This window comes from Prosthecobacter sp., assembly GCF_046154365.1.
Classification (GTDB): Bacteria; Verrucomicrobiota; Verrucomicrobiia; order Verrucomicrobiales; family Verrucomicrobiaceae; genus Prosthecobacter.
Map to the genome: position 1 here is coordinate 35,250 of NZ_JBJXFV010000141.1, position 18,857 is coordinate 54,106.

Here is an 18,857-nt window from a genome sequence, read left to right on the forward strand (position 1 = left end):
GATGGATGACGGGCCGGTCAGCCTGGGGCACCAGAATCTTCCATCTGGGGGTAAAATAAGGGACAAATTGGCAGGCAGAATGCTGGTTGATTTACGGAATGGAATCGCCTTAATGCGGCCCCCTTTTGACCCAAATGACAAATACCGGACTCCCAGAGAAACAAGGACTGTATGACCCGCAGAACGAGCATGATGCCTGCGGCGTCGGCTTCGTGTGTCATATGAAGGGCAAAAAATCCCACCAAATCGTCTCGGATGCGCTGACGATCCTGGAAAACCTGGACCATCGCGGCGCCTGCGTGGAGGAAAACACTGGCGATGGTGCCGGCATCCTGATCCAGGCACCGCACAAGTTCCTCGTGAAGGTTGCCAAGGCGGCGGGCTTTGAACTGCCTGAGCAGGGCCAGTATGGCGTGGCGAATGTTTTCACATCTCGTGGTGGCGACTCATGGCAGAAAACGAAGGCGGAATTTGAAAGGGTCGCGGCGGCGGAAGGCATGCCGGTGATCGGCTGGCGTGAACTGCCCGTGGATAATTCGACACTGGGCAAGTCCGCAAAAGCGAGCGAGCCGCTGGTGCGCCAGGTGTTTGTGAAGCGTCATGCGAAGGCGCTGGATGATCTTTCCTTTGAGCGGAAGCTTTATGTGCTGCGCAAGGTGGCTCACAATGCCATCCGAGTGGCCAAGGTGGATCCGGTTTGGTATGCGCCCAGCTTTTCGGGCCGCACGCTGGTCTATAAAGGCATGCTCACACCACATCAGGTCGGGGCCTACTTCCTTGATCTCCAGGACCCGGACATTGAGTCTGCGCTGGCGCTGGTTCACTCCCGTTTCTCGACGAACACCTTCCCGAACTGGGAGCGCTCGCACCCGTATCGCTACATCGCCCACAATGGCGAAATCAACACGCTGCGTGGCAACATCAACTGGATGAATGCGCGGCAATCGCTCTTCGCCTCCGATCTGTTTGGCGCTGACATCCACAAGATCAAACCGGTGATCAATGCCGATGGCTCTGACTCGACCATCTTTGACAACTCGCTCGAACTCCTCGTGCTCAGCGGTCGTTCGCTGCCCCATGCGATGATGATGATGATTCCTGAGCCGTGGAGCGGCCATGAGTCGATGAGCGAGGCGAAAAAAGCCTTCTACGAATACCACAGCTGCCTCATGGAGCCGTGGGACGGTCCTGCGTCCGTGGCCTTTACCGATGGCACGATGATTGGCGCCACGCTGGACCGCAATGGTCTGCGGCCATCGCGTTATTATGTCACCAAGGACGATCTCGTGATCATGGGCTCGGAAGCGGGCGTTTTGCCGGTGGCTCCTGAAAATGTAGCGCTCAAAGGCCGCCTGCAGCCGGGCAAGATGTTCATCGTGAACATGGAGGAAGGCCGCATCGTGCCGGATGACGAGATCAAGGAGAAGATCGCCTGCGAGAAGCCCTATCGCGAGTGGCTGGACAAGCACCTCGTGAAGCTGGCTGACGTGAAAGACGCCGTCGATGTGCCACTGGCAGACCACAAGACCGTGCTGCAGCGCCAGCAGGCGTTTGGCTACACCTTTGAAGATCTGCGCATGCTCATGGTTCCCATGGCACGCGACGGCGTTGAGGCCATCGGCTCCATGGGCACGGATACGCCCATCGCTGTGCTCTCGAACAAATCGAAGCTCATCTACGACTACTTCCACCAGCTCTTCGCGCAGGTCACGAATCCGCCCATCGACTGCATTCGTGAGGAGATCATCACCTCCTCCGTCACCACCATCGGTGCCGAGGGCAATCTGCTCGATCCGAAGCCGGCAAGCTGCCACCTCATCGAGCTGAAAACGCCGATCCTCAGCAACGAAGAGATCGCCAAGCTCAAGACCATCGCTCACGGTCAGTTCTCCTCTGCCACACTCGAAATCGTCTTCGATCCGAAGGCTGGCACCACCGGCCTTGAGAAGGCCATGGACGAGCTTTGCGCCAAGGCCGACAAGCTCGTCGCCGAGGGCAAAAACATCCTCATCCTTTCTGACCGCAGCGTCGGCAAGGACAAGGCGCCTATCCCGGCGCTGCTCGCCGTCGGCGGTCTGCATCATCATTTGATTCGCAAAGGCACGCGTACGCAGTGCGACATCGTGCTGGAGTCCGGCGAACCCCGCGAAGTGCATCACTTCTGCACGCTGATCGGCTACGGCTGCGGCGCGATCAATCCTTACCTCGCCTTTGAAACGCTCGACGACATGATCCGCCAGGGCATGCTCGTGAATATCGACCACAAGAAGGCGGTTTATAACTTCATCAAGGCTGCCACGAAGGGCGTGATCAAGGTCGCTTCGAAGATCGGCATCTCCACGATGCAGAGCTATCGCGGCGCGCAGATCTTTGAAGCGGTGGGCATCAATCAGGCCGTGGTGGACAAATACTTCACCAGCACCAGCACCCGCATCGAAGGCGCTGACATCAACGTCATCGCGCAGGAGTCCATCCAGCGTCACAATCACGCCTATCCAGATCGCGAGGCCAATGCGCCCACGCTCGACGTCGGCGGTGAGTATCAGTGGCGCAAGGAAGGTGAAGCCCACCTGTTCAACCCGCTTACCATTCACACGCTGCAAAAAGCCGTCCGCACAGGCAGCTTCGACACCTTCAAGCAATACAGCAAGCTCGTCGATGAACAGCTCAAGGAGCGCTACACGCTGCGCGGCCTGCTCGACTTCAAGTCGGTGACTCCGGTGCCGATTGAAGAAGTCGAAAGCGTCGAAACGATCATGAAGCGCTTCAAAACCGGCGCGATGAGCTATGGCTCCATCTCCAGCGAGGCGCACGAAGCGCTCGCCATCGCCATGAACCGTGTCGGCGGCAAGTCGAACACCGGTGAAGGCGGTGAAGACCCAGCGCGCTACACCTGGACCAATGAAAAGGGCGACTCGAAGAACAGCGCCATCAAGCAGGTCGCTTCCGGCCGCTTCGGTGTGACGAGCCTCTACCTGTCTCAGGCCAAGGAAATCCAGATCAAGATGGCCCAGGGCGCGAAGCCTGGTGAAGGCGGTCAGCTTCCGGGTGCCAAGGTTTACCCATGGATCGCCAAGGTGCGTCACTCGACACCCGGTGTCGGTCTGATCTCACCACCACCGCATCACGACATCTATTCCATCGAAGACTTGGCTCAGTTGATCCACGATTTGAAGAACGCCAACCGCGAAGCCCGCGTGAGCGTGAAACTCGTGTCTGAAGTCGGCGTTGGCACCATCGCTGCCGGTGTGGCCAAGGCGCACTCCGACGTGGTGCTCATTTCCGGTTTCGACGGCGGCACCGGTGCCTCCCCGCAGACCTCCGTGAAGCATGCAGGCATCCCATGGGAGCTCGGCCTCGCTGAAACGCATCAAACTCTCGTCCTCAACGACCTGCGCAAGCGCATCGTCGTCGAAGCGGACGGCCAGATGAAAACCGGCCGCGATGTCGTCATCGCCGCGCTGCTTGGCGCTGAAGAATTTGGTTTCGCCACCGCTCCGCTCGTCACGCTCGGCTGCATCATGATGCGCGTCTGCCATCTGAACACCTGCCCCGTCGGCGTCGCCACGCAGGACCCGCAACTGCGCGCTAAGTTCAATGGTGATCCGCAATACACCGTCAATTTCATGACGTTCATCGCCCAGGAAGTGCGCGAACTCATGGCCCAGCTCGGTTTCCGCACGCTGGAAGAAATGGTCGGCCGCACTGACATGCTCGAAGCCCGCAAGGCCGTCGATCATTGGAAGGCCAAGGGCCTCGACTTCTCCAAGCTGCTCTTCCAGCCCAAAGTTGGTGCTGAAATCGGCCGCTTTTGCTCCGAAGCGCAGGATCACGGCATCGACAAGAGCCTCGACATCACGACGCTCCTGCCTCTGTGCAAAAACGCCATCGAGAAGGGCGAGAAGGTCAAAGCCGACGTCAACATCCGCAACATTAACCGCACCGTCGGCACCATCCTCGGCAACGAGATCACCAAGCGTCACTGGCACGGCCTGCCAGACGACACCGTGCACCTGCACTTCCATGGTAGCGCTGGTCAGAGCTTCGGCGCCTTCGTGCCGAAAGGCGTCACGCTGGAGCTGGAAGGCGACGGCAACGACTACATCGGCAAGGGCCTCAGCGGTGGTCGCATCATCGTTTACCCGCCTGCTGGCAGCACCTTTGTCGCCGAAGACAACATCATCGCCGGCAACACCGCGCTCTATGGCGCGACGAGCGGCGAGTTGTTCTTGCGCGGCATGGCGGGCGAGCGTTTCGCTGTCCGCAACAGCGGCGTGGACACCGTCGTCGAAGGCGTGGGCGACCACGGCTGCGAATACATGACTGGTGGTCGCGTCGTCGTCCTCGGCGTCACGGGACGTAACTTCGCCGCAGGCATGAGCGGTGGTGTGGCCTATGTGCTCGACGAGAAAGGCGACTTCGCCACCCGCTGCAATGCTGGCATGGTCGATCTGCAAAAACTCGAAGACAAGGAGGAGATCGACAGCCTCTACGAACTGGTGAAGAAGCACGCCGACCTCACCAAGAGCCAGAAAGCCTTCAAGGTGATCGCTCTTTGGGAGCAGACGGTGCCGCAGTTCGTCAAAGTGATGCCTCGCGACTACGCGCGCGTCCTCAAGGCCCTCAAGAAAGCCAAAGACGACGGCTTGGTCGGTGATGAAGCGCTCAACGCTGCCTTCGAAGCCAACGCTCGCGACGTCGCCCGCATCGGTGGGGGCTAGAATCAACTCCGCCCGGCACAAACCACCAGACATCACCTTTCTTCACACTGCTAGACCATGGGAAAACCAACCGGCTTCATCGAATTCACCCGCGAACTCCCCGCTGACCGCGATCCGCTTGAGCGTATCAAGGACTGGAAGGAATTTCACCTGCACATGCCCGTGGAGGGCCTCAAAAAACAGGGCTCTCGCTGCATGGACTGCGGCATTCCGTTCTGCCACAGCGGCACCCTCATCAGCGGCATGGCCTCGGGCTGCCCGATCAACAACCTCATCCCCGAGTGGAACGATCTCGTTTATCGCGGGCTCTGGCGTGAAGCCTTGGACCGCCTGCACAAGACCAACAACTTCCCCGAGTTCACCGGACGCGTCTGCCCCGCTCCGTGCGAAGGCTCCTGCGTGCTCGGCATCAATGAGCCGCCGGTCACGATCAAGAACATCGAGGTCAGCATCATCGATAAAGGCTGGGACGAAGGCTGGGTGAAGCCCGAGCCGCCTGAACAGCGCACTGGCAAAAAAGTCGCCATCATCGGCTCCGGCCCCGCAGGCCTCAGCGCCGCTGCCCAGCTCAACAAAGCTGGTCACACCGTCACCGTGTTTGAACGTGCCGACCGTCCCGGCGGCCTCCTCATGTATGGCATCCCCAACATGAAGCTCGACAAAAACGAAGTCGTCCTCCGCCGCGTGAAGCTGCTCGAAGAAGAAGGTGTCATCTTCAAATGCAACGTCAACGTCGGCACCGACATCACCGCCGAGCAGCTCCGCAAAGACTTCGACGCCATCATCGTCGCTACCGGAGCCACCAAGCCGCGTGACCTTCCGATCCCCGGCCGCGAATTGAAGGGTATCCACTTTGCCATGGACTTCCTCACTGCGAACACCAAGTCCGTGCTCAACGGCGGCACATTTCAAGACGCTGCGGGCAAAGACATCGTCATCATCGGCGGTGGCGACACCGGCACCGACTGCGTTGGCACCAGCCTGCGTCACGGCTGCACGACGATCACGCAGCTCGAAATCATGGCCAAACCGCCGCTCAAGCGCGCCGCGAACAATCCCTGGCCCGAATGGCCCAAGGTTTACAACATGGACTACGGCCAGCAGGAAGCCGCCGCCAAGTTTGGCGACGATCCTCGCGTCTATCTCACCACGGCCACCCACTTCGAAGGCGATGCTGATGGCAACGTCAAAGCCGTCCACGTCGTCAATGTCGAGTGGAAGAAGGACGACAAAGGCAACTTCGGCCCACAGAAGGTTCCCGGCACCGAAAAAGTCCTCCCCGCGCAGCTCGTCCTGCTCGCCATGGGCTTCCTCGGCCCCGAACAGCCCCTGCTGGATGCCCTCAACGTCGAGCGCGATTCCCGCAGCAACATCAAAGCCGAGCACGAGAAATACACCACCAGCCTCCCCGGCGTCTTCGCCGCCGGTGACTGCCGTCGTGGCCAGTCCCTCGTCGTCTGGGCCTTCAATGAAGGCCGTGGTGCCGCCCGCGAGTGCGACCGCTACCTGATGGGCGCGACGGATCTGCCGTGATCGCTTCGTAAAGACTCAAATCAAAAAACCGAGATTCGCGAGAGCCCTGGGCTTCTCATTGGTTCCTCAACACCAGTTGAGCATGCAAGCGTTTGCATTCCTCCAAGTTGTGGGCGGGTATAAGTCTTTCCCATTCAGAAGCGATTCCCTCGCTGGTCCCCGCACATGGCGACCAATTTTCCAAGGTGAATTCTTCTCCATTGCTGTCTCGCAGCACCATGGCGTTGAACTGCCCCCTCCCAGTTGTGCAACAACTCCCATGATGAATCGCCGCAAGCAGCCACCCATCACTGAAGTGACGAACAACAACGACATTGCTCCAGATCGAGGGAATCGCGTCAGGATTTGAGATGTCCTTCAAATTCGTTTTCCACTTCTGGCAGAACTCACGCCTGCCCAAGAGTGGTTGGACAAATGCCGGGTAAATGAATACATAGAACAACACAGCCAGACTGGCTAGGGCGGCAAGCATCATTCTCAAAGGCCTTCTCACATGCTTATGGTGCCAACAATGTGCGGAATGGCAATGCCCGAGTCAACGCAACTCCTGCTTCGCCTTTTTCTTCCGCTCATTCTTGCCCATGTGTTAGTCGCAGGGGAGCATCCCGAACCGGCTCAACGCCTTCATGCAACAGGCGGTTAAACCCAGCTTCAGGGGCAACTTTCCATTTTGCCCCAAAGACGAATGTGATAGCCTCCCACCATGACACTCACACTTCCAGACGAACCCGCTCTTGCCGCGTTTCGCGAGGATCAATTACGCTTGGAGTTGGCGTGCGCGCTTTACGCATCTCGCGGAATTTCGCGCGGGTTGGCTGCAAAGCTGGCTGGCATGGATTTGGAGGCGTTTGAAGCCGAGTTGCATGCCCGCAGCATCTCCAACGGCACCCAGCCGTCCGATCTCGATGCCGACCTCGCCGTTCTCGACCAGCTTCTCAAAGCGTGATCGTCGTCGCGGACACTTCCGTGCTCTTGAATCTGGTCTTTCTCGGTCAGGAAGGCCTGCTGGTCGGTCTTTTCGGTGCGGTGCATGTTCCGGCGGCAGTGGCTCGTGAATTCGCGCGGCTGGCGGCCAGTTCGGGCAGATTTGCGGGTCTGACGCTTCCGGCGTTCTGCCAGATCACTTCGGTGAACGGCATTCCCGCCCAGATAGCGTCCGATCCACGATTGGATACTGGCGAATCTGAGGCGCTGACACTTGCGCTTTCGATCAAGGCGGATGCCGTGCTTCTGGATGAGGTCGCGGCCAGAGACTGTGCCTCGTCCCTCGGCATTCAGGTGATCGGCACCTTGGGGTTGCTCGTTCGAGCCAAGCAAGACGGCCACATCCCGCTGGTCGCGCCGCTTCTGCGCAAGCTGCTGGTTGAAGGACGCTTTCGTGCCTCGCCGGCTCTGGTTCATGCGACGTTGAAACGAGCGGGAGAGCTTCCTTGAAGGATTGTGATCACTCCGCCTTCGCCTTTTTCTTCTTCTCCCGTTTCTGTTCTTTCTTGCCCACGCTCTCGCCCACCGGCTCGTGATTCGTGGTGGGCATGACTTTGGCGAGTTCGGCCTTGGTGCCGTTGTATTGCGGATCCTTGGCGAGGTTCGTCCATTCGTTGGGGTCGGTGGCCTCGTTGTAGAGTTCCTCGTCGCCGTTTGCGTAGCGGATGTGGCGCCAGCCTTCGTTGCGCACGCCGTGGTTGTTGAACTTGTAGGTCGTCATCGCGGGCGTGCTCCATGCGGCAGCGGGATCGGCGAGGAGGGGCTTGATGCTTACGCCGTCAAGATGTGCTGGCTTCGGGATGCCGCACACGTCCATGAGCGTGGGGTAGATGCTCATGAAATCGACCGTGCGCTCGCAAACGCTGCCGGGCTTCGTTAATCCTGGCACCACCCACAGCAGCGGAGCGCGTGTGGACTCCTCCCATAGCGCAAATTTCCGCCAGTGATGCTTCTCACCAAGGTGCCAGCCGTGGTCGCACCAGAAGACGATGATCGTGTTGTCCTTGTGCGGTGATTTGTCGAAGGCATCGAGCAAGCGGCCAATGTTCATGTCCGTGTAGGCGATGGCGGCCAGGTAAGCCTGAATCGCCTCCTTCCAGCGACCGGAGTCGAGCATGGCCTTGTGATCGCCCTCGGGCCGCGCCATTGCCACGCCGGCGGGCGGGATGTCGGCGAGGTCGTTCTCCTTGTAAGGCGGCAGCTTGATGTCGGAGAGCGGAAACATGTCATACCATTTCTGCGGCACGTTCCAGGCCATGTGCGGCTTGTGCAGTCCCACGGCGAGGAAGAACGGCTTGTCCTGCTCCTTGCCGAGCTGCTCGATGCCGTAGTTGGTGATGTTCCAGTCGGGCAGATCGGAATCCGCGCAATCCAGCGGCGCGAACTTGATGCCGCCCACGCCGTCGTTCTTCGCGTTTTTAGAGAGCTGCTTCTCCGCTTTGCCGCCGCCTTCGTTCTCCAAATAGTCGTCCCACTCGCTGCGGCGTTCATAGGAGCCGTGGTAAATCTTGCCCGCACCATAGACGAAGTAACCGGCCCTGCGAAACGCCGCCGTGAGCGGCTTGTCCTCCGGGATCACCGCACGCCAGTCATCGTTGTTGTCATACACGCCCGTCTTGGAAGGCCGCATCCCACTCATCAGCGCCGCCCGTGAGGGATTACACACCGGCGCGGCACAGTAGCTGCGGGTGAAGGCCGTGCCCATCTTCGCGAGGCGGTCGATGTTCGGCGTCTTCGTCTGCTCGTTGTGGTGCAGGTAGCCCACCCAGTCGCGCAGGTCGTCGATGGCGATGAAGAGCACGTTGGGCTTCTTCGCATCGGCGGCGTGAAGTGTGAGGGTGGCAAACAACAGGCAGAGGAGCAGCGGCAGGCGTTTCATGACGCGTGAACAGAGGCTGCGGGCAGTTTCTTAGCGCGAAATGCTGCGGCGGGTTTTTCTGTGGCGAGGTGGCGGCATTCCGAGCATCATCCGCACCCGATTGTCTCCATGCGAATGCGTTTTCTTGTCTTTCTCAGCCTTCTTGCCAGCAGCGCCTTGCTGCACGGGCAGATTGCGATTGCGGGGAAGCGCTTCGAGCGGTCGCCGACGGAAGCGGGCACCAAGGGCGAGTGGGTGCTGTATGAAAAAGGCGCGCCGCAGAATGACGGCACGCGACGCTGGCTGACCCAACGTGTTTTGGTGGAGTTGCAGCCTGGGAAAGCCGCCGCGGCGCTGGGCAGGGTCGCGGGCGTGGTGAAAACATCCGCGCGTGGCAAATACGCGGTGGTCGAGTTTGCCGGAAATCCTGACGCAGCCTTCGCCGGGGCTGAAAGGCTCAAAACACTGCCCGGCGTGCGCTCGGCGGAGCCGATGCTGGCGCGGCGGCTGTTTCGCCGCTTCGTGCCGGATGATCCGCTCTTCGCGCACAACGCCGCGAATGCCGGTTACCAGTGGCATTTGCGCAACACCGGCCAGAACGGCGGCAAGGCGGGCATCGATGTGAACGTGGTGACGGCCTGGGACAGCTACAAAGGCACCGGGGTGCGCATCGGCATCGTGGATGACGGCCTGGAGGTCACGCATCCTGATCTGGCGGCGAACATCGATCTTCTCAACGACTACGACTTCAACGATCTCGATGACGATCCCTCCCCTGGCGCGGAGGATTTCCATGGCACGGCCTGTGCGGGTGTGGCGGCGGCACGAGGCAACAACGGCATCGGCGTGAGCGGTGTCGCACCAGAAGCGACCATTGTGGGCATGAAACTAATCGCCGCGCCGACCACGGACGCGGACGAGGCGGACGCGTTCGCGTTCAAACAGGACATCGTTCACATCAAGAGCAACAGTTGGGGACCGTACGACAACGCCTACGGCACCGGCGGCCCCGGACCGCTGAGTCTCGCGGCGATGGCGGACGCGGTGACCAATGGTCGCGGCGGCAAAGGCACGATCTTTCTCTGGGCGGCTGGCAACGGCAATTACAGCGGCGATGACTCGAACTACGACGGCTGGGCGAACTCGCCGCATGCCATCGCCGTTTCCGCCATCAATGACAAAGGCCGCGCCTCGTGGTACAGCGAGCCAGGGACGAACATCCTCGTGTGTGCGCCTTCCAACGGCGGCAAGCAAGGCATCACCACCACGGACCGCAGCGGTGCCACGGGTTACAACGAGGAAGGCGGCACGGTGGAGTATCCCGACTTCACCGACACGAACTACACGAACACCTTCGGCGGCACCTCTTCCGCCACACCCGCTGTCGCCGGTGTGGTGGCGCTGTTGCTGCAAGCGAACCCGAACCTGACGTATCGCGACGTGCAGGAGATTCTGGTGCGCACAGCGGTGAAGAATGACGAGTTCAACGGCGGCTGGGTGACGAACGGCGGCGGTTTTCACTTCAACGACCGCTACGGCGCGGGCCTAGTGAACGCGCAGGCCGCCACGAGCATGGCGGCGACGTGGACCAGCGTCGCGCCGCTGCAAACCCGCGTGCTGACGCAGACCGGCCTCGCGCAGGCCATCCCGGACGCGAATGAGAGCGGCGCCTCCCGCACTTTCACCGTCCCCGCCGTGGACAATCTGCGGCTGGAGCACGTCACCGTGAAAGTGAAGGCCACGCATCCCTATGCGGGCAATCTGGAGTGGCGTCTCACCTCCCCCAGCGGTGTGCAGGTGCGGCTGGCACGCGCACGCTTCAGCGACACCGCCGCGAATCTCGACTGGACTTTCATGACGACGCATTTCTTGGGCGAGCGCTCGGAGGGCGACTGGAAGCTCGAAGTCTTTGACCGCATGATCGACCACAGCGGCACGCTGGATGACGTGACGCTCACCTTTCACGGCACGACCACGAACCCGGCGCTGCCGCCACCGGCCATCACGTCCAACTGGATCATCGTGGGCCGCGAGGGCTGGGAACTGAAGCACCAGATCGCCGCGTCAAACTTCCCCACGAGCTTTGGCGCGGGCACCTACTTCCCCGGCGGCCTGCCTGCGGGGCTGTCTCTCAACACCAGTACCGGCCTCATCACCGGCACGCCTACCGAAACGGGGCTGTTCCAAGGTTATCAAAGCGCCACCAACACCACCGGCACCACTGAGGAGTTCGCGTATTACCTGATCCTCGCCGCCGATCCGCTGCTCTCGACCGCTGTGGAGCAGCCTTCCACCACGAAGATCATTCCCTTCGGCTTTGGCGATCCTTTCAACCAGACCACCATCACGCACGACGGCGTGGATGCCATCGAGACCGCCGTGGTGGCGCACGAGGAATATTCCGGCATCGAGTTCACCGTGAACGGCCCCGCGAAGCTCGAATTCCAGTGGAAGGTGTCGTCAGAGAAGAACTTCGACTACCTCGTGCTCAGCGTGGATGGTTATGTGAAGGACTACATCACCGGCGAGACCGACTGGACCACCTCCACCACCTATCTCGGCGACGGTCCGCACAACGTGGACATCTACTACTCCAAGGACCAGGAATTGGCGAAAGGCCAGGACAAGGGCTGGATCGACGAGATCGTCATCACGCCCACCAGCGCACCGCCCGAGATCACCACGCAGATGATCCAGGCCTACCAGGGCGTGTATTTCCGGCATCAGCTCGAAGCCACAAACGCGCCATCCAGCTACAGCGCGGACAATCTGCCCGCCGGACTCACGTTGCACACCTCCGGCCTCATTTACGGCAGCGTCGCCGCCGCAGGCAGCTATCCCGTCACCATTCACGCCACCAACAGCATCGGCACCGGCACGGAAACCATCACCCTCAACGTCGGCAGCGTCACGCAGGGCCTTGCCGACGCGCTCGACGCGCCCTTGCAAACCATCACCACCTCCGGTGATCTCGCGTGGACGCCGCAGCAGTTGTACTCCAGCGACGGCGAGGACGCCGCCCGCAGCGGCCCCATCGACAACCTCCAGCAAAGCGTGATGACCACCGAGGTCACCGGCCCGTGCAAGGTGACCTTCTACTGGGGCATTTCATCCGAGAAGGACTACGACTTCCTGCGCTTCTACATCGACGACGTGGAGAAGGACGCCATCAGCGGCGAGATGGGCTGGACACGCAAAGGCTTCCTAGTCCCCGCCGGCACGCACACCTTGAAGTGGGCTTACATCAAAGACGATTTCACCGCCTCCGGCCTCGATTCCGGCTTGGTGGACCGCTTCGCCATCCACCACGACAACGACGGCGACGGCATTCACTCCGACCTCGAAACCTGGTTCGGCACCAGCGACGCTGATCCCAACAGCCAGCCGCAGACCATCCTCAACCGCACCACCAGCACCACGCTCCAGTTCCCCTCCGTCAGCGGCAACGACTACCGCATCGAGCACAGCAGTGATTTGATCGAATGGACGCCCGTCATCGTCACCGCCACCGGCTCTACGACCACCTGGACCGATCTCAACGCCGTGAACAAGACGCGGCGCTTCTACCGTGTGGTCATTCCGTGATCAGGCCAGACTGTGCAAAAACCGCGTGAAAAACGCCACGCCGGCCTCCAGATCGGCTACGGCGATGAATTCATCTTTCGTGTGCGCCTGCGCAATCGAGCCAGGGCCGATGGCAATCGCAGGCGTTCCGGCCACGGCGAGGAAGGCAGCATCGCAGAACCACGGTGCGCCGGTCAAATCGGCTCCGGCAGCGATGAGCTTCTGCACGAAAGGATTCGCAGGATCGGTGTCGAGATGAAAGGCCTCGCTGGCGACCGTGACGCTGGCGGTTGCGTCAATTCTCTTCACAAAATCCGTCAGCAGCGCCAGCGCACCGCCCGCACGCTGCAAACCGGGTGTGGTGCGGATGTCCACGCGGAGTTTGCAGGCATCGGCCACGATGTTGCTGCGCGTGCCACCCTGGATCATGCCAAGATTGATCGTGCTGTGGCCCAGCCATTCGTCCGCGCCGCTGGTTTCGGCCAGAAGTTCGCGGAAGCCGGTGTCGAGCGCCGCGACAAGCTTAGCCATCTTCACAATGGCATTCACGCCGAGTTCCGGCGTGGCACCATGCACCGCGACGCCCGTGGTGTGCACATCGGCCCACAGGCAGCCTTTGTGACGAAACACCGTCTTCAAGCTCGTCGGCTCGCCGATGATGGCGAGGTCGTAGTGGCCGTGATGCTTCGCAAAGTGCTGTGAGCCGAGCTGCGCGCTCTCTTCAGACATGAAACCGGCAAAATGTACCTCCACTGGCAGCGATGGGATCACATCGCGCATTTCATGCAGCGCCCAGAGAAACGAGGCCATCGGTCCTTTCGTGTCGGAGGCTCCTCGGCCCCACACTTTGCCATCGCGCAGTTCACCTCCGAACGGATCAATCGTCATGCCGCCGACGCTCACCGTGTCCGTGTGCGGCGCGAAGAGGATGCGGGGCTTCGGCTTGCCATCGGCGCTTGGATTCGTGGGAAAACGGCCGATCACGTTCGGCCTGCCGGGTTCGACTTCATCTAGTGTGACTGCGGCACCACTCGCGGCCAGAAATTCGCCCACAAAGCGTGCGCACTTCTCTTCGCCGATGCCGTCGGTGCCAGGATCGCCGTCGGGATTCACCGATGGGATGCGCACGAGTGCCTGGGTGAGTTCGACGACGTTCGCAGGAAGAGCCATGCGGCAGAAAGGCACAGGCGGATGCAGAGCGCAAGCACGTGCCGGATTTGTCCCGCAGTGTGCGGATTTTGGCAAAGAAGGCTCTGCGGCAGGTTCCTTGCGGCATTGTTGTAACCCACGTGCAACTTACCGCGTTTCACGACCATGAAAATCCACCGCCGCCATCTCACGCTCGTGCTTCTCAGCATCAGCGGAGCGGTCTTGCACGCTGCCGATCCGGTCGTGCCGGTGGTGGCACCGACGCAGGCCACCGCTGGCCCGATGATTTTTCAAACAGTCTGCGCGCAATGCCACGGGGCCGCCGGTGAGGGCAAGGAGGAGCTGAAAACACCCTCCATCGCGAGTCTGCCGACTTGGTATTTGAACACGCAGCTCACGAATTTTCGCGAAGGCCGCCGCGGCCATGACGCCGCCGATCCGTATGCCTTCATGATGGCGGCGATGGCGAAAGCCTTGCAGCCGGAACAGCTCAAAGCCGTGGCCGCCCATGTCGAAACACTGCCGCTCGTCGTTCCCACCGGCAAAGCGCGTGACATGGCAGGCACCAATGTCCAGGAAGGCATGCGCCTCTTCCAGGAACGCTGCATGGAGTGCCATCGCTACAATGCCAGCGGTGAAATGGCCTTCGGCAGTCCGCCGCTCCTTGGCCGTCAGGGCTGGTATCTGGCCGAACAGCTAAGAAAATTCAAAACCGGCAAGCGTGGGGCCGTGAAGAACGATGTGAATGGCGCGAAGATGGTGCAGATCACCAATTTCTTCATCGAAGACGACCAGATGCTGCGTGACGTGGTGGCCTACATCATGACGCTCAATCCCGAGGCAAATGCCTCGCCCGAAGAACAGCAGAAGCAGATCATCGAAGGCAGTCCGTTCAAAAGCGCATCAGCCGCAGGACAGTAGGCCGGGTGTGTTCGGCACATGACGTGCCGCAAACTCGATGGGGGATCTTCGCCGAACTACCCGGCTGGTTTGGAAGCGTCTTGGGCCGACACACACTTAAAAGCCGGATAGTTTGGCGTAGAAAGCCGTGCTGCTGGCGGAGTTGTTTCCCGCCAAACACATCCGGCCCACGTTGCTGCCTCACGCCTTCAATTCATCGACCACCTCGCCCTTGCTCAGCGCCATCGGGCGCCCGATCGGCGTCATCACTTCCCGGCTGTAATCAATTCCCAGCAGATCCTGCGCCGTGGCATGCAGATCTTCGACGAACACCGGTTTCTCCGGCTCCTTCTTCTCGCCCTGCGGATCGGTGGCACCGATGACCCGACCGCTCGCGAAGCCACCACCCGCCACGAGCATGCTGAAGCCGTGCGGCCAGTGATCGCGGCCGCCGACGTTGTTGATCTTCGGCGTGCGGCCAAATTCACCGCCGCAGAGCACAATCGTGCTCTCCAGCAGCCCGAGGCGTTTCAAATCGCGAATCAGCGAGGCGTAGGCAGCGTCGAGAATTTTCACCTGCGTGGCCTGGCCTTCAAAGTTGTTCGCGTGCGTGTCCCACCCGTTCAGCGTGACTTCCACACAGCGCACACCGGCTTGAATCAAACGCACCGCCGCGAGACAGCCGCGACCGAAGGGCGTGTCGCCATACACCTCGAGTTCCTTCGCCGGCACGTCTTTGACATTGAAGGCCTTCAACTGGTCGGAGGTCATCATGCTGCGTGCCCGCTGCATCGAAACCTGATGCAGTGTCTTGGTTTGATCCAGGTCCGGCGCACGGCCCTGAGCGAAAGCATGCTCCACAACGGACAGGCTCTCCAAGCGGCGATCCATGCGCTTGTCCTCGACGCGGGCCTTCACATCCGGCACCGGAAATTTGGGATCGTACATCTGAAACGCATCGTACTTGGCCCCGAAGAAGCCGCCGCGTGCCGGCCACTGGTTCGGCAGGATGGAGACGTGCGTGGGAATCTCGATTTTCGCCTCCGGCAGTTCGTGACAGACGATGGCACCGATGCTGGGATGAATGAGCGTGGGATCGGGCCGGTAGCCGGTCTTGATGTTGTAGAAGGCACGCTCGTGATCGCCTTCCTTGCTCACCATTGAACGAATCAACGACACGTCCTGCATCACGCTGGCGGTTTGTTCGAGCCCGGAGGCAAATTCGACGCCCTTGATCGCCGTCGGGATCGTTTTGACCCCGCCGCCGATTTTCGTTTCAGGATGCGGATCGAACGTGTCGAGCTGACTGGCGGCACCGCCGAGCCAGAGCAAGATCACCGAGCGCGCCGGCTTGCCACTTGGCGCTTTTTCAGCCTCCACCGCGAGCAGATCTGCCAGCGGGGTGAGCCAAGAGATGCCTGCGGTGCTGGCGCCACGGAGGAGTGAGCGGCGAGTGAGATGAGAGGGGCTTTGGCAAAGTGAAGTGTTCATAAAATGACGAATTCAGAATGACGAATGACGAAAGAAATCCGAAGCATGAATGACGAAAGAAAACAGGCGGCGATGGGAGCTGGGGGCATTCATTCGTCATTCTGAATTCGGGTTTCGTCATTCCCGCTTCGCGGGCTAGTGGTTCCAAGAAAACTCGGTGGCGTTCATCAAGGTCCAGTAGAGGTCGGACATCGCGTTGCTGCGCGAGTTGCGGCTCTTGGAGGTGACGAGTAGTCCCGTGAAGTGGGCCGCCTCATCAGTGGTGGGACGTCGCGTGAGGATGGAGAGATAAGCCGCGTCCACCGCTGTGCCGTTGTCCGGCGCCAGCATGCTGATGCGCGTGCTTGCATTGATCAGTGGATTGTTTTTCGTGTTGTCGCTGATCATGTTGCCGTTCATCAGCAGCAAACGCTGCGGAATGGTGCCGCCGCCGTCATCAAAGGTGTCCTCGCCCGAATCGCCGTAGCGCTTCACAAAGTTGTCCACGTCGAGATCGCGCTTGATGCGGAACAGCACATGCGTCTCCGCATCAATGGTGCTGAGCGACGCGGCCTGGATCACACTGCCCGCCATCTGCTCCGGCCGCAGCCGCGTCACTGGAAACGCCGCCCAGCATTGCTCTGCGGCTTCCGTCACCGGATGCGCTGGATCATCAGAACGACTCGACTGCTGGAACACCCGCGTGGCGACGATCACACGGATCAGACGCTGCAAATCACTGCCGTGCGCGATGAAATCGTCCGCCAGCAGTTCCATGCCCGCCGGGAACGGCCCTTCGAGTGGAATATCATCCACCGGCGAGATCAGCGGGCGATTGAACAGCAGCGCCCACATGCGATTCACGATGGTGCGGGCAAAGGCCTTGTTCTCCTTCGCCGTGACCCAGTCCGCCAGCTTCGCCCGTGGCGCACCTTTGGCAGGCAGCAGCTCCGGCTTCCATGGCACCATCGCCGGCACCACTTCTTCGCTCGTTTTGCCGAGGTAACGGACCTTGTAGTTCTGCTTCGGGTCATCGCGCAGGCCGGTCAGCACAAAGTCCGTCTGGCCGAAGAACGCGGCCAGCTTGTGAAAGTCCGTCTGCTGCCAGGTACTGCCGAGCTTGCCGTCATGGCACTGCACGCAGTCGATGCGCACGCCGAGGAACGCCCGGCTCACACGGGCGGCCAGTTTCGCCTCGTCGGGGCCTTTGTTGTTCATCTGGTTCGTCACCGTGACGAAGTTCACCTCCGGGCTGGTCGTCCACACGCCGGTCGAACTGATCAACGAGCGCACGATCTGGTCGTAAGGCCGGTTTTGCTGCAAGCCATCACTCAGCCAGTCCACCAACCGACGACGACGATAGATGAGAAACGGTCCGTTCTCGATGCCCACATAGACACGCACGAGCCGTTCCGCCAGATAGTCGCTGGTGCGGCGGTCGGCGAGCAGGCGCGACAGCCACCACTGCACGACATCCGCACCCTTCAGCGTCTCCAGTTCACGAATTTCCTGAAGCGATGGAATGCTGCCCGTCAGCGCCAGCGAAAGCCGGCGCACCAACGTGAGATCATCCGCCTTTGCCGCCGGTTGCAGATGCTTCTGCGCCCACGATTTTTCAAAATCCGCATCCACCGCCCGCGCCGTGTGCATAATGTCAGCCAGCTTGTCTTTGGGTAGTCCCACATAACTGGAAACCTTGCCCACCGGCGGGCGCAGCAGTTCAGCGACGCTCCAGGCCGCCCCTGCCGCCAGCGCTCCCATGATCACGGCATTACGCAGCCAGAGCAGCCAGCTTGAGGAGGGTTGGGCGGGGTTCATGACGTTGCGCTTTGTTCGAGCCAGTCTTTAACACGCGGTCCAAGCCTCGGTTTCCTCGCGAACTATGCAACCATCACAAAGTTTTCCTGTTCACACTCTTAACTTCATGGCGTGTCGCCGATGGCATCGACGCAAGAGATGTATGAAGCGTATTGGTGTCCGCCCAGATGTGACGATGGCACAGTGAGGGATGCTGGAATTGACCGCATGGCCGAATCGACTATCCTAGCGCCATGAGCATCACCGCCACCGTCATCAACGACACGATCAAGCTGCCGGAGGGCGTCCACCTGGCTGACGCCACGGAAGTCCTCATCCTGCCCAGGCTGAAACAGCGTCAGACCTTTGCCGAGCGGTACAAGGATTTGATCGGCTCGATTGACACTGGCCTTGGTGATCTGGCTGAAAACCATGACCATTATCTTTACGGCGCGCCCAAAAAGACGAGGCCATGAAGATCAGCTTCGCCGACACTTTCTTTTATGTGGCGCTGCTGGATGTCCGCGACCAGCATCATGAGCGTGTAAACGCTCATTTGCGGGAACATGATGACTTTCATGTGACCACCCGCTGGGTGCTCGTGGAGCTGGCAAACGCCCTGGCAGGCACGGCCTTCCGGCTGGCGGCGGCGCGGCTGATCAGCCGCCTGGAAAGCGACGCTGACACCATGGTCGTAAAATCCAACGATGAGCTTTATGAACGCGGTCTCAAGCTCTACATTGAGCGCCCGGACAAGGACTGGTCGCTGACAGACTGCATCTCCATCTTGGTGATGCAGGAGCACCAGATCACCGAAGCACTCACTCGTGACCGCCATTTCGAGCAGGCGGGCTTCAGACCGGTGTTTGCGTGAGAGAAAC

General features: G+C 60.6%; 13 protein-coding genes. 8 read left to right on the plus strand and 5 right to left on the minus strand.

The annotated features are described in order from the left end of the window. The first annotated feature begins 134 nt into the window (after window positions 1-134). Both gltB and ACKVY0_RS18235 read left to right on the plus strand, forming a co-directional pair. The gene (gene gltB, locus ACKVY0_RS18230) at window positions 135-4,721 is read left to right on the plus strand and encodes a glutamate synthase large subunit (protein ID WP_409216260.1); all 4,587 of its coding nucleotides are present in this window, start codon (window positions 135-137) and stop codon (window positions 4,719-4,721) included. Between the two features lie 57 nt (window positions 4,722-4,778). After that, window positions 4,779-6,254 carry a glutamate synthase subunit beta gene (locus ACKVY0_RS18235; RefSeq protein ID WP_409216261.1) on the plus strand — a complete coding sequence of 492 codons (1,476 nt, stop codon included), beginning with the start codon at window positions 4,779-4,781 and terminating at the stop codon, window positions 6,252-6,254. A 55-nt stretch (window positions 6,255-6,309) separates the two neighbouring features. On the opposite strand, the gene ACKVY0_RS18240 is transcribed toward ACKVY0_RS18235, so the two are convergent. Continuing rightward, the gene (locus ACKVY0_RS18240) at window positions 6,310-6,729 is read right to left on the minus strand and encodes a hypothetical protein (RefSeq protein ID WP_409216262.1); all 420 of its coding nucleotides are present in this window, start codon (window positions 6,727-6,729) and stop codon (window positions 6,310-6,312) included. Between the two features lie 228 nt (window positions 6,730-6,957). Here ACKVY0_RS18240 and ACKVY0_RS18245 point away from each other — a divergent pair, with 228 nt between their 5' ends. Together ACKVY0_RS18245 and ACKVY0_RS18250 are read left to right on the plus strand one after the other, a co-directional pair. Next, complete coding sequence (locus ACKVY0_RS18245; protein ID WP_409216263.1) at window positions 6,958-7,200, plus strand: UPF0175 family protein; 243 nt, start codon at window positions 6,958-6,960, stop codon at window positions 7,198-7,200. Continuing rightward, on the plus strand, window positions 7,197-7,688 hold the full coding sequence (locus ACKVY0_RS18250; protein ID WP_409216264.1) for a DUF3368 domain-containing protein: 492 nt from the start codon (window positions 7,197-7,199) through the stop codon (window positions 7,686-7,688). The genes ACKVY0_RS18245 and ACKVY0_RS18250 overlap by 4 nt, the downstream gene beginning before the upstream one ends. A gap of 10 nt (window positions 7,689-7,698) precedes the next feature. On the opposite strand, the gene ACKVY0_RS18255 is transcribed toward ACKVY0_RS18250, so the two are convergent. Then, window positions 7,699-9,117 (minus strand): sulfatase, encoded by a 1,419-nt coding sequence (locus ACKVY0_RS18255; protein WP_409216265.1) that lies wholly within the window; start codon window positions 9,115-9,117, stop codon window positions 7,699-7,701. Window positions 9,118-9,231: 114 nt separating this feature from the next. On the opposite strand from ACKVY0_RS18255, the gene ACKVY0_RS18260 reads away from it, so the two are divergent. Next, a complete protein-coding gene (locus ACKVY0_RS18260; protein WP_409216266.1) occupies window positions 9,232-12,681 on the plus strand; it encodes a S8 family serine peptidase in 3,450 nt (1,149 codons plus the stop codon). Here the strand turns inward: ACKVY0_RS18260 and ACKVY0_RS18265 are convergent, their stop codons facing one another. Then, window positions 12,682-13,830, minus strand: a complete 1,149-nt coding sequence (locus tag ACKVY0_RS18265) for a M20 family metallopeptidase (protein WP_409216267.1) — start codon at window positions 13,828-13,830, stop codon at window positions 12,682-12,684. Between the two features lie 144 nt (window positions 13,831-13,974). On the opposite strand from ACKVY0_RS18265, the gene ACKVY0_RS18270 reads away from it, so the two are divergent. Then, the gene (locus ACKVY0_RS18270; protein WP_409216268.1) at window positions 13,975-14,730 is read left to right on the plus strand and encodes a c-type cytochrome; all 756 of its coding nucleotides are present in this window, start codon (window positions 13,975-13,977) and stop codon (window positions 14,728-14,730) included. A 180-nt stretch (window positions 14,731-14,910) separates the two neighbouring features. Here the strand turns inward: ACKVY0_RS18270 and ACKVY0_RS18275 are convergent, their stop codons facing one another. Next, window positions 14,911-16,200 (minus strand): DUF1501 domain-containing protein, encoded by a 1,290-nt coding sequence (locus tag ACKVY0_RS18275; RefSeq protein ID WP_409216269.1) that lies wholly within the window; start codon window positions 16,198-16,200, stop codon window positions 14,911-14,913. Window positions 16,201-16,335: 135 nt separating this feature from the next. Continuing rightward, entirely contained in the window at window positions 16,336-17,997 is a 1,662-nt protein-coding gene (locus tag ACKVY0_RS18280) for a DUF1549 domain-containing protein (RefSeq protein ID WP_409216270.1), read from the minus strand. A gap of 233 nt (window positions 17,998-18,230) precedes the next feature. On the opposite strand from ACKVY0_RS18280, the gene ACKVY0_RS18285 reads away from it, so the two are divergent. Together ACKVY0_RS18285 and ACKVY0_RS18290 are read left to right on the plus strand one after the other, a co-directional pair. Continuing rightward, a complete protein-coding gene (locus tag ACKVY0_RS18285) occupies window positions 18,231-18,452 on the plus strand; it encodes a hypothetical protein (protein ID WP_409216271.1) in 222 nt (73 codons plus the stop codon). Further along, window positions 18,449-18,850: a type II toxin-antitoxin system VapC family toxin gene (locus ACKVY0_RS18290; protein WP_409216272.1), complete on the plus strand. Its 402-nt coding sequence runs from the start codon at window positions 18,449-18,451 to the stop codon at window positions 18,848-18,850. Before ACKVY0_RS18285 ends, ACKVY0_RS18290 begins: the two co-directional genes overlap by 4 nt. Window positions 18,851-18,857: the final 7 nt, after the last annotated feature.

Bases quoted from the DNA above. Each gene is read 5' to 3' on its own strand.
- gltB (WP_409216260.1), top strand. From the start codon at position 135: ATGACAAATACCGGACTCCCAGAGAAACAAGGACTGTATGACCCGCAG.
- ACKVY0_RS18235 (WP_409216261.1), top strand. From the start codon at position 4,779: ATGGGAAAACCAACCGGCTTCATCGAATTCACCCGCGAACTCCCCGCT.
- ACKVY0_RS18240 (WP_409216262.1), bottom strand. From the start codon at position 6,729: ATGATGCTTGCCGCCCTAGCCAGTCTGGCTGTGTTGTTCTATGTATTC.
- ACKVY0_RS18245 (WP_409216263.1), top strand. From the start codon at position 6,958: ATGACACTCACACTTCCAGACGAACCCGCTCTTGCCGCGTTTCGCGAG.
- ACKVY0_RS18255 (WP_409216265.1), bottom strand. From the start codon at position 9,117: ATGAAACGCCTGCCGCTGCTCCTCTGCCTGTTGTTTGCCACCCTCACA.
- ACKVY0_RS18260 (WP_409216266.1), top strand. From the start codon at position 9,232: ATGCGTTTTCTTGTCTTTCTCAGCCTTCTTGCCAGCAGCGCCTTGCTG.
- ACKVY0_RS18265 (WP_409216267.1), bottom strand. From the start codon at position 13,830: ATGGCTCTTCCTGCGAACGTCGTCGAACTCACCCAGGCACTCGTGCGC.
- ACKVY0_RS18270 (WP_409216268.1), top strand. From the start codon at position 13,975: ATGAAAATCCACCGCCGCCATCTCACGCTCGTGCTTCTCAGCATCAGC.
- ACKVY0_RS18275 (WP_409216269.1), bottom strand. From the start codon at position 16,200: ATGAACACTTCACTTTGCCAAAGCCCCTCTCATCTCACTCGCCGCTCA.
- ACKVY0_RS18280 (WP_409216270.1), bottom strand. From the start codon at position 17,997: ATGAACCCCGCCCAACCCTCCTCAAGCTGGCTGCTCTGGCTGCGTAAT.
- ACKVY0_RS18285 (WP_409216271.1), top strand. From the start codon at position 18,231: ATGAGCATCACCGCCACCGTCATCAACGACACGATCAAGCTGCCGGAG.
- ACKVY0_RS18290 (WP_409216272.1), top strand. From the start codon at position 18,449: ATGAAGATCAGCTTCGCCGACACTTTCTTTTATGTGGCGCTGCTGGAT.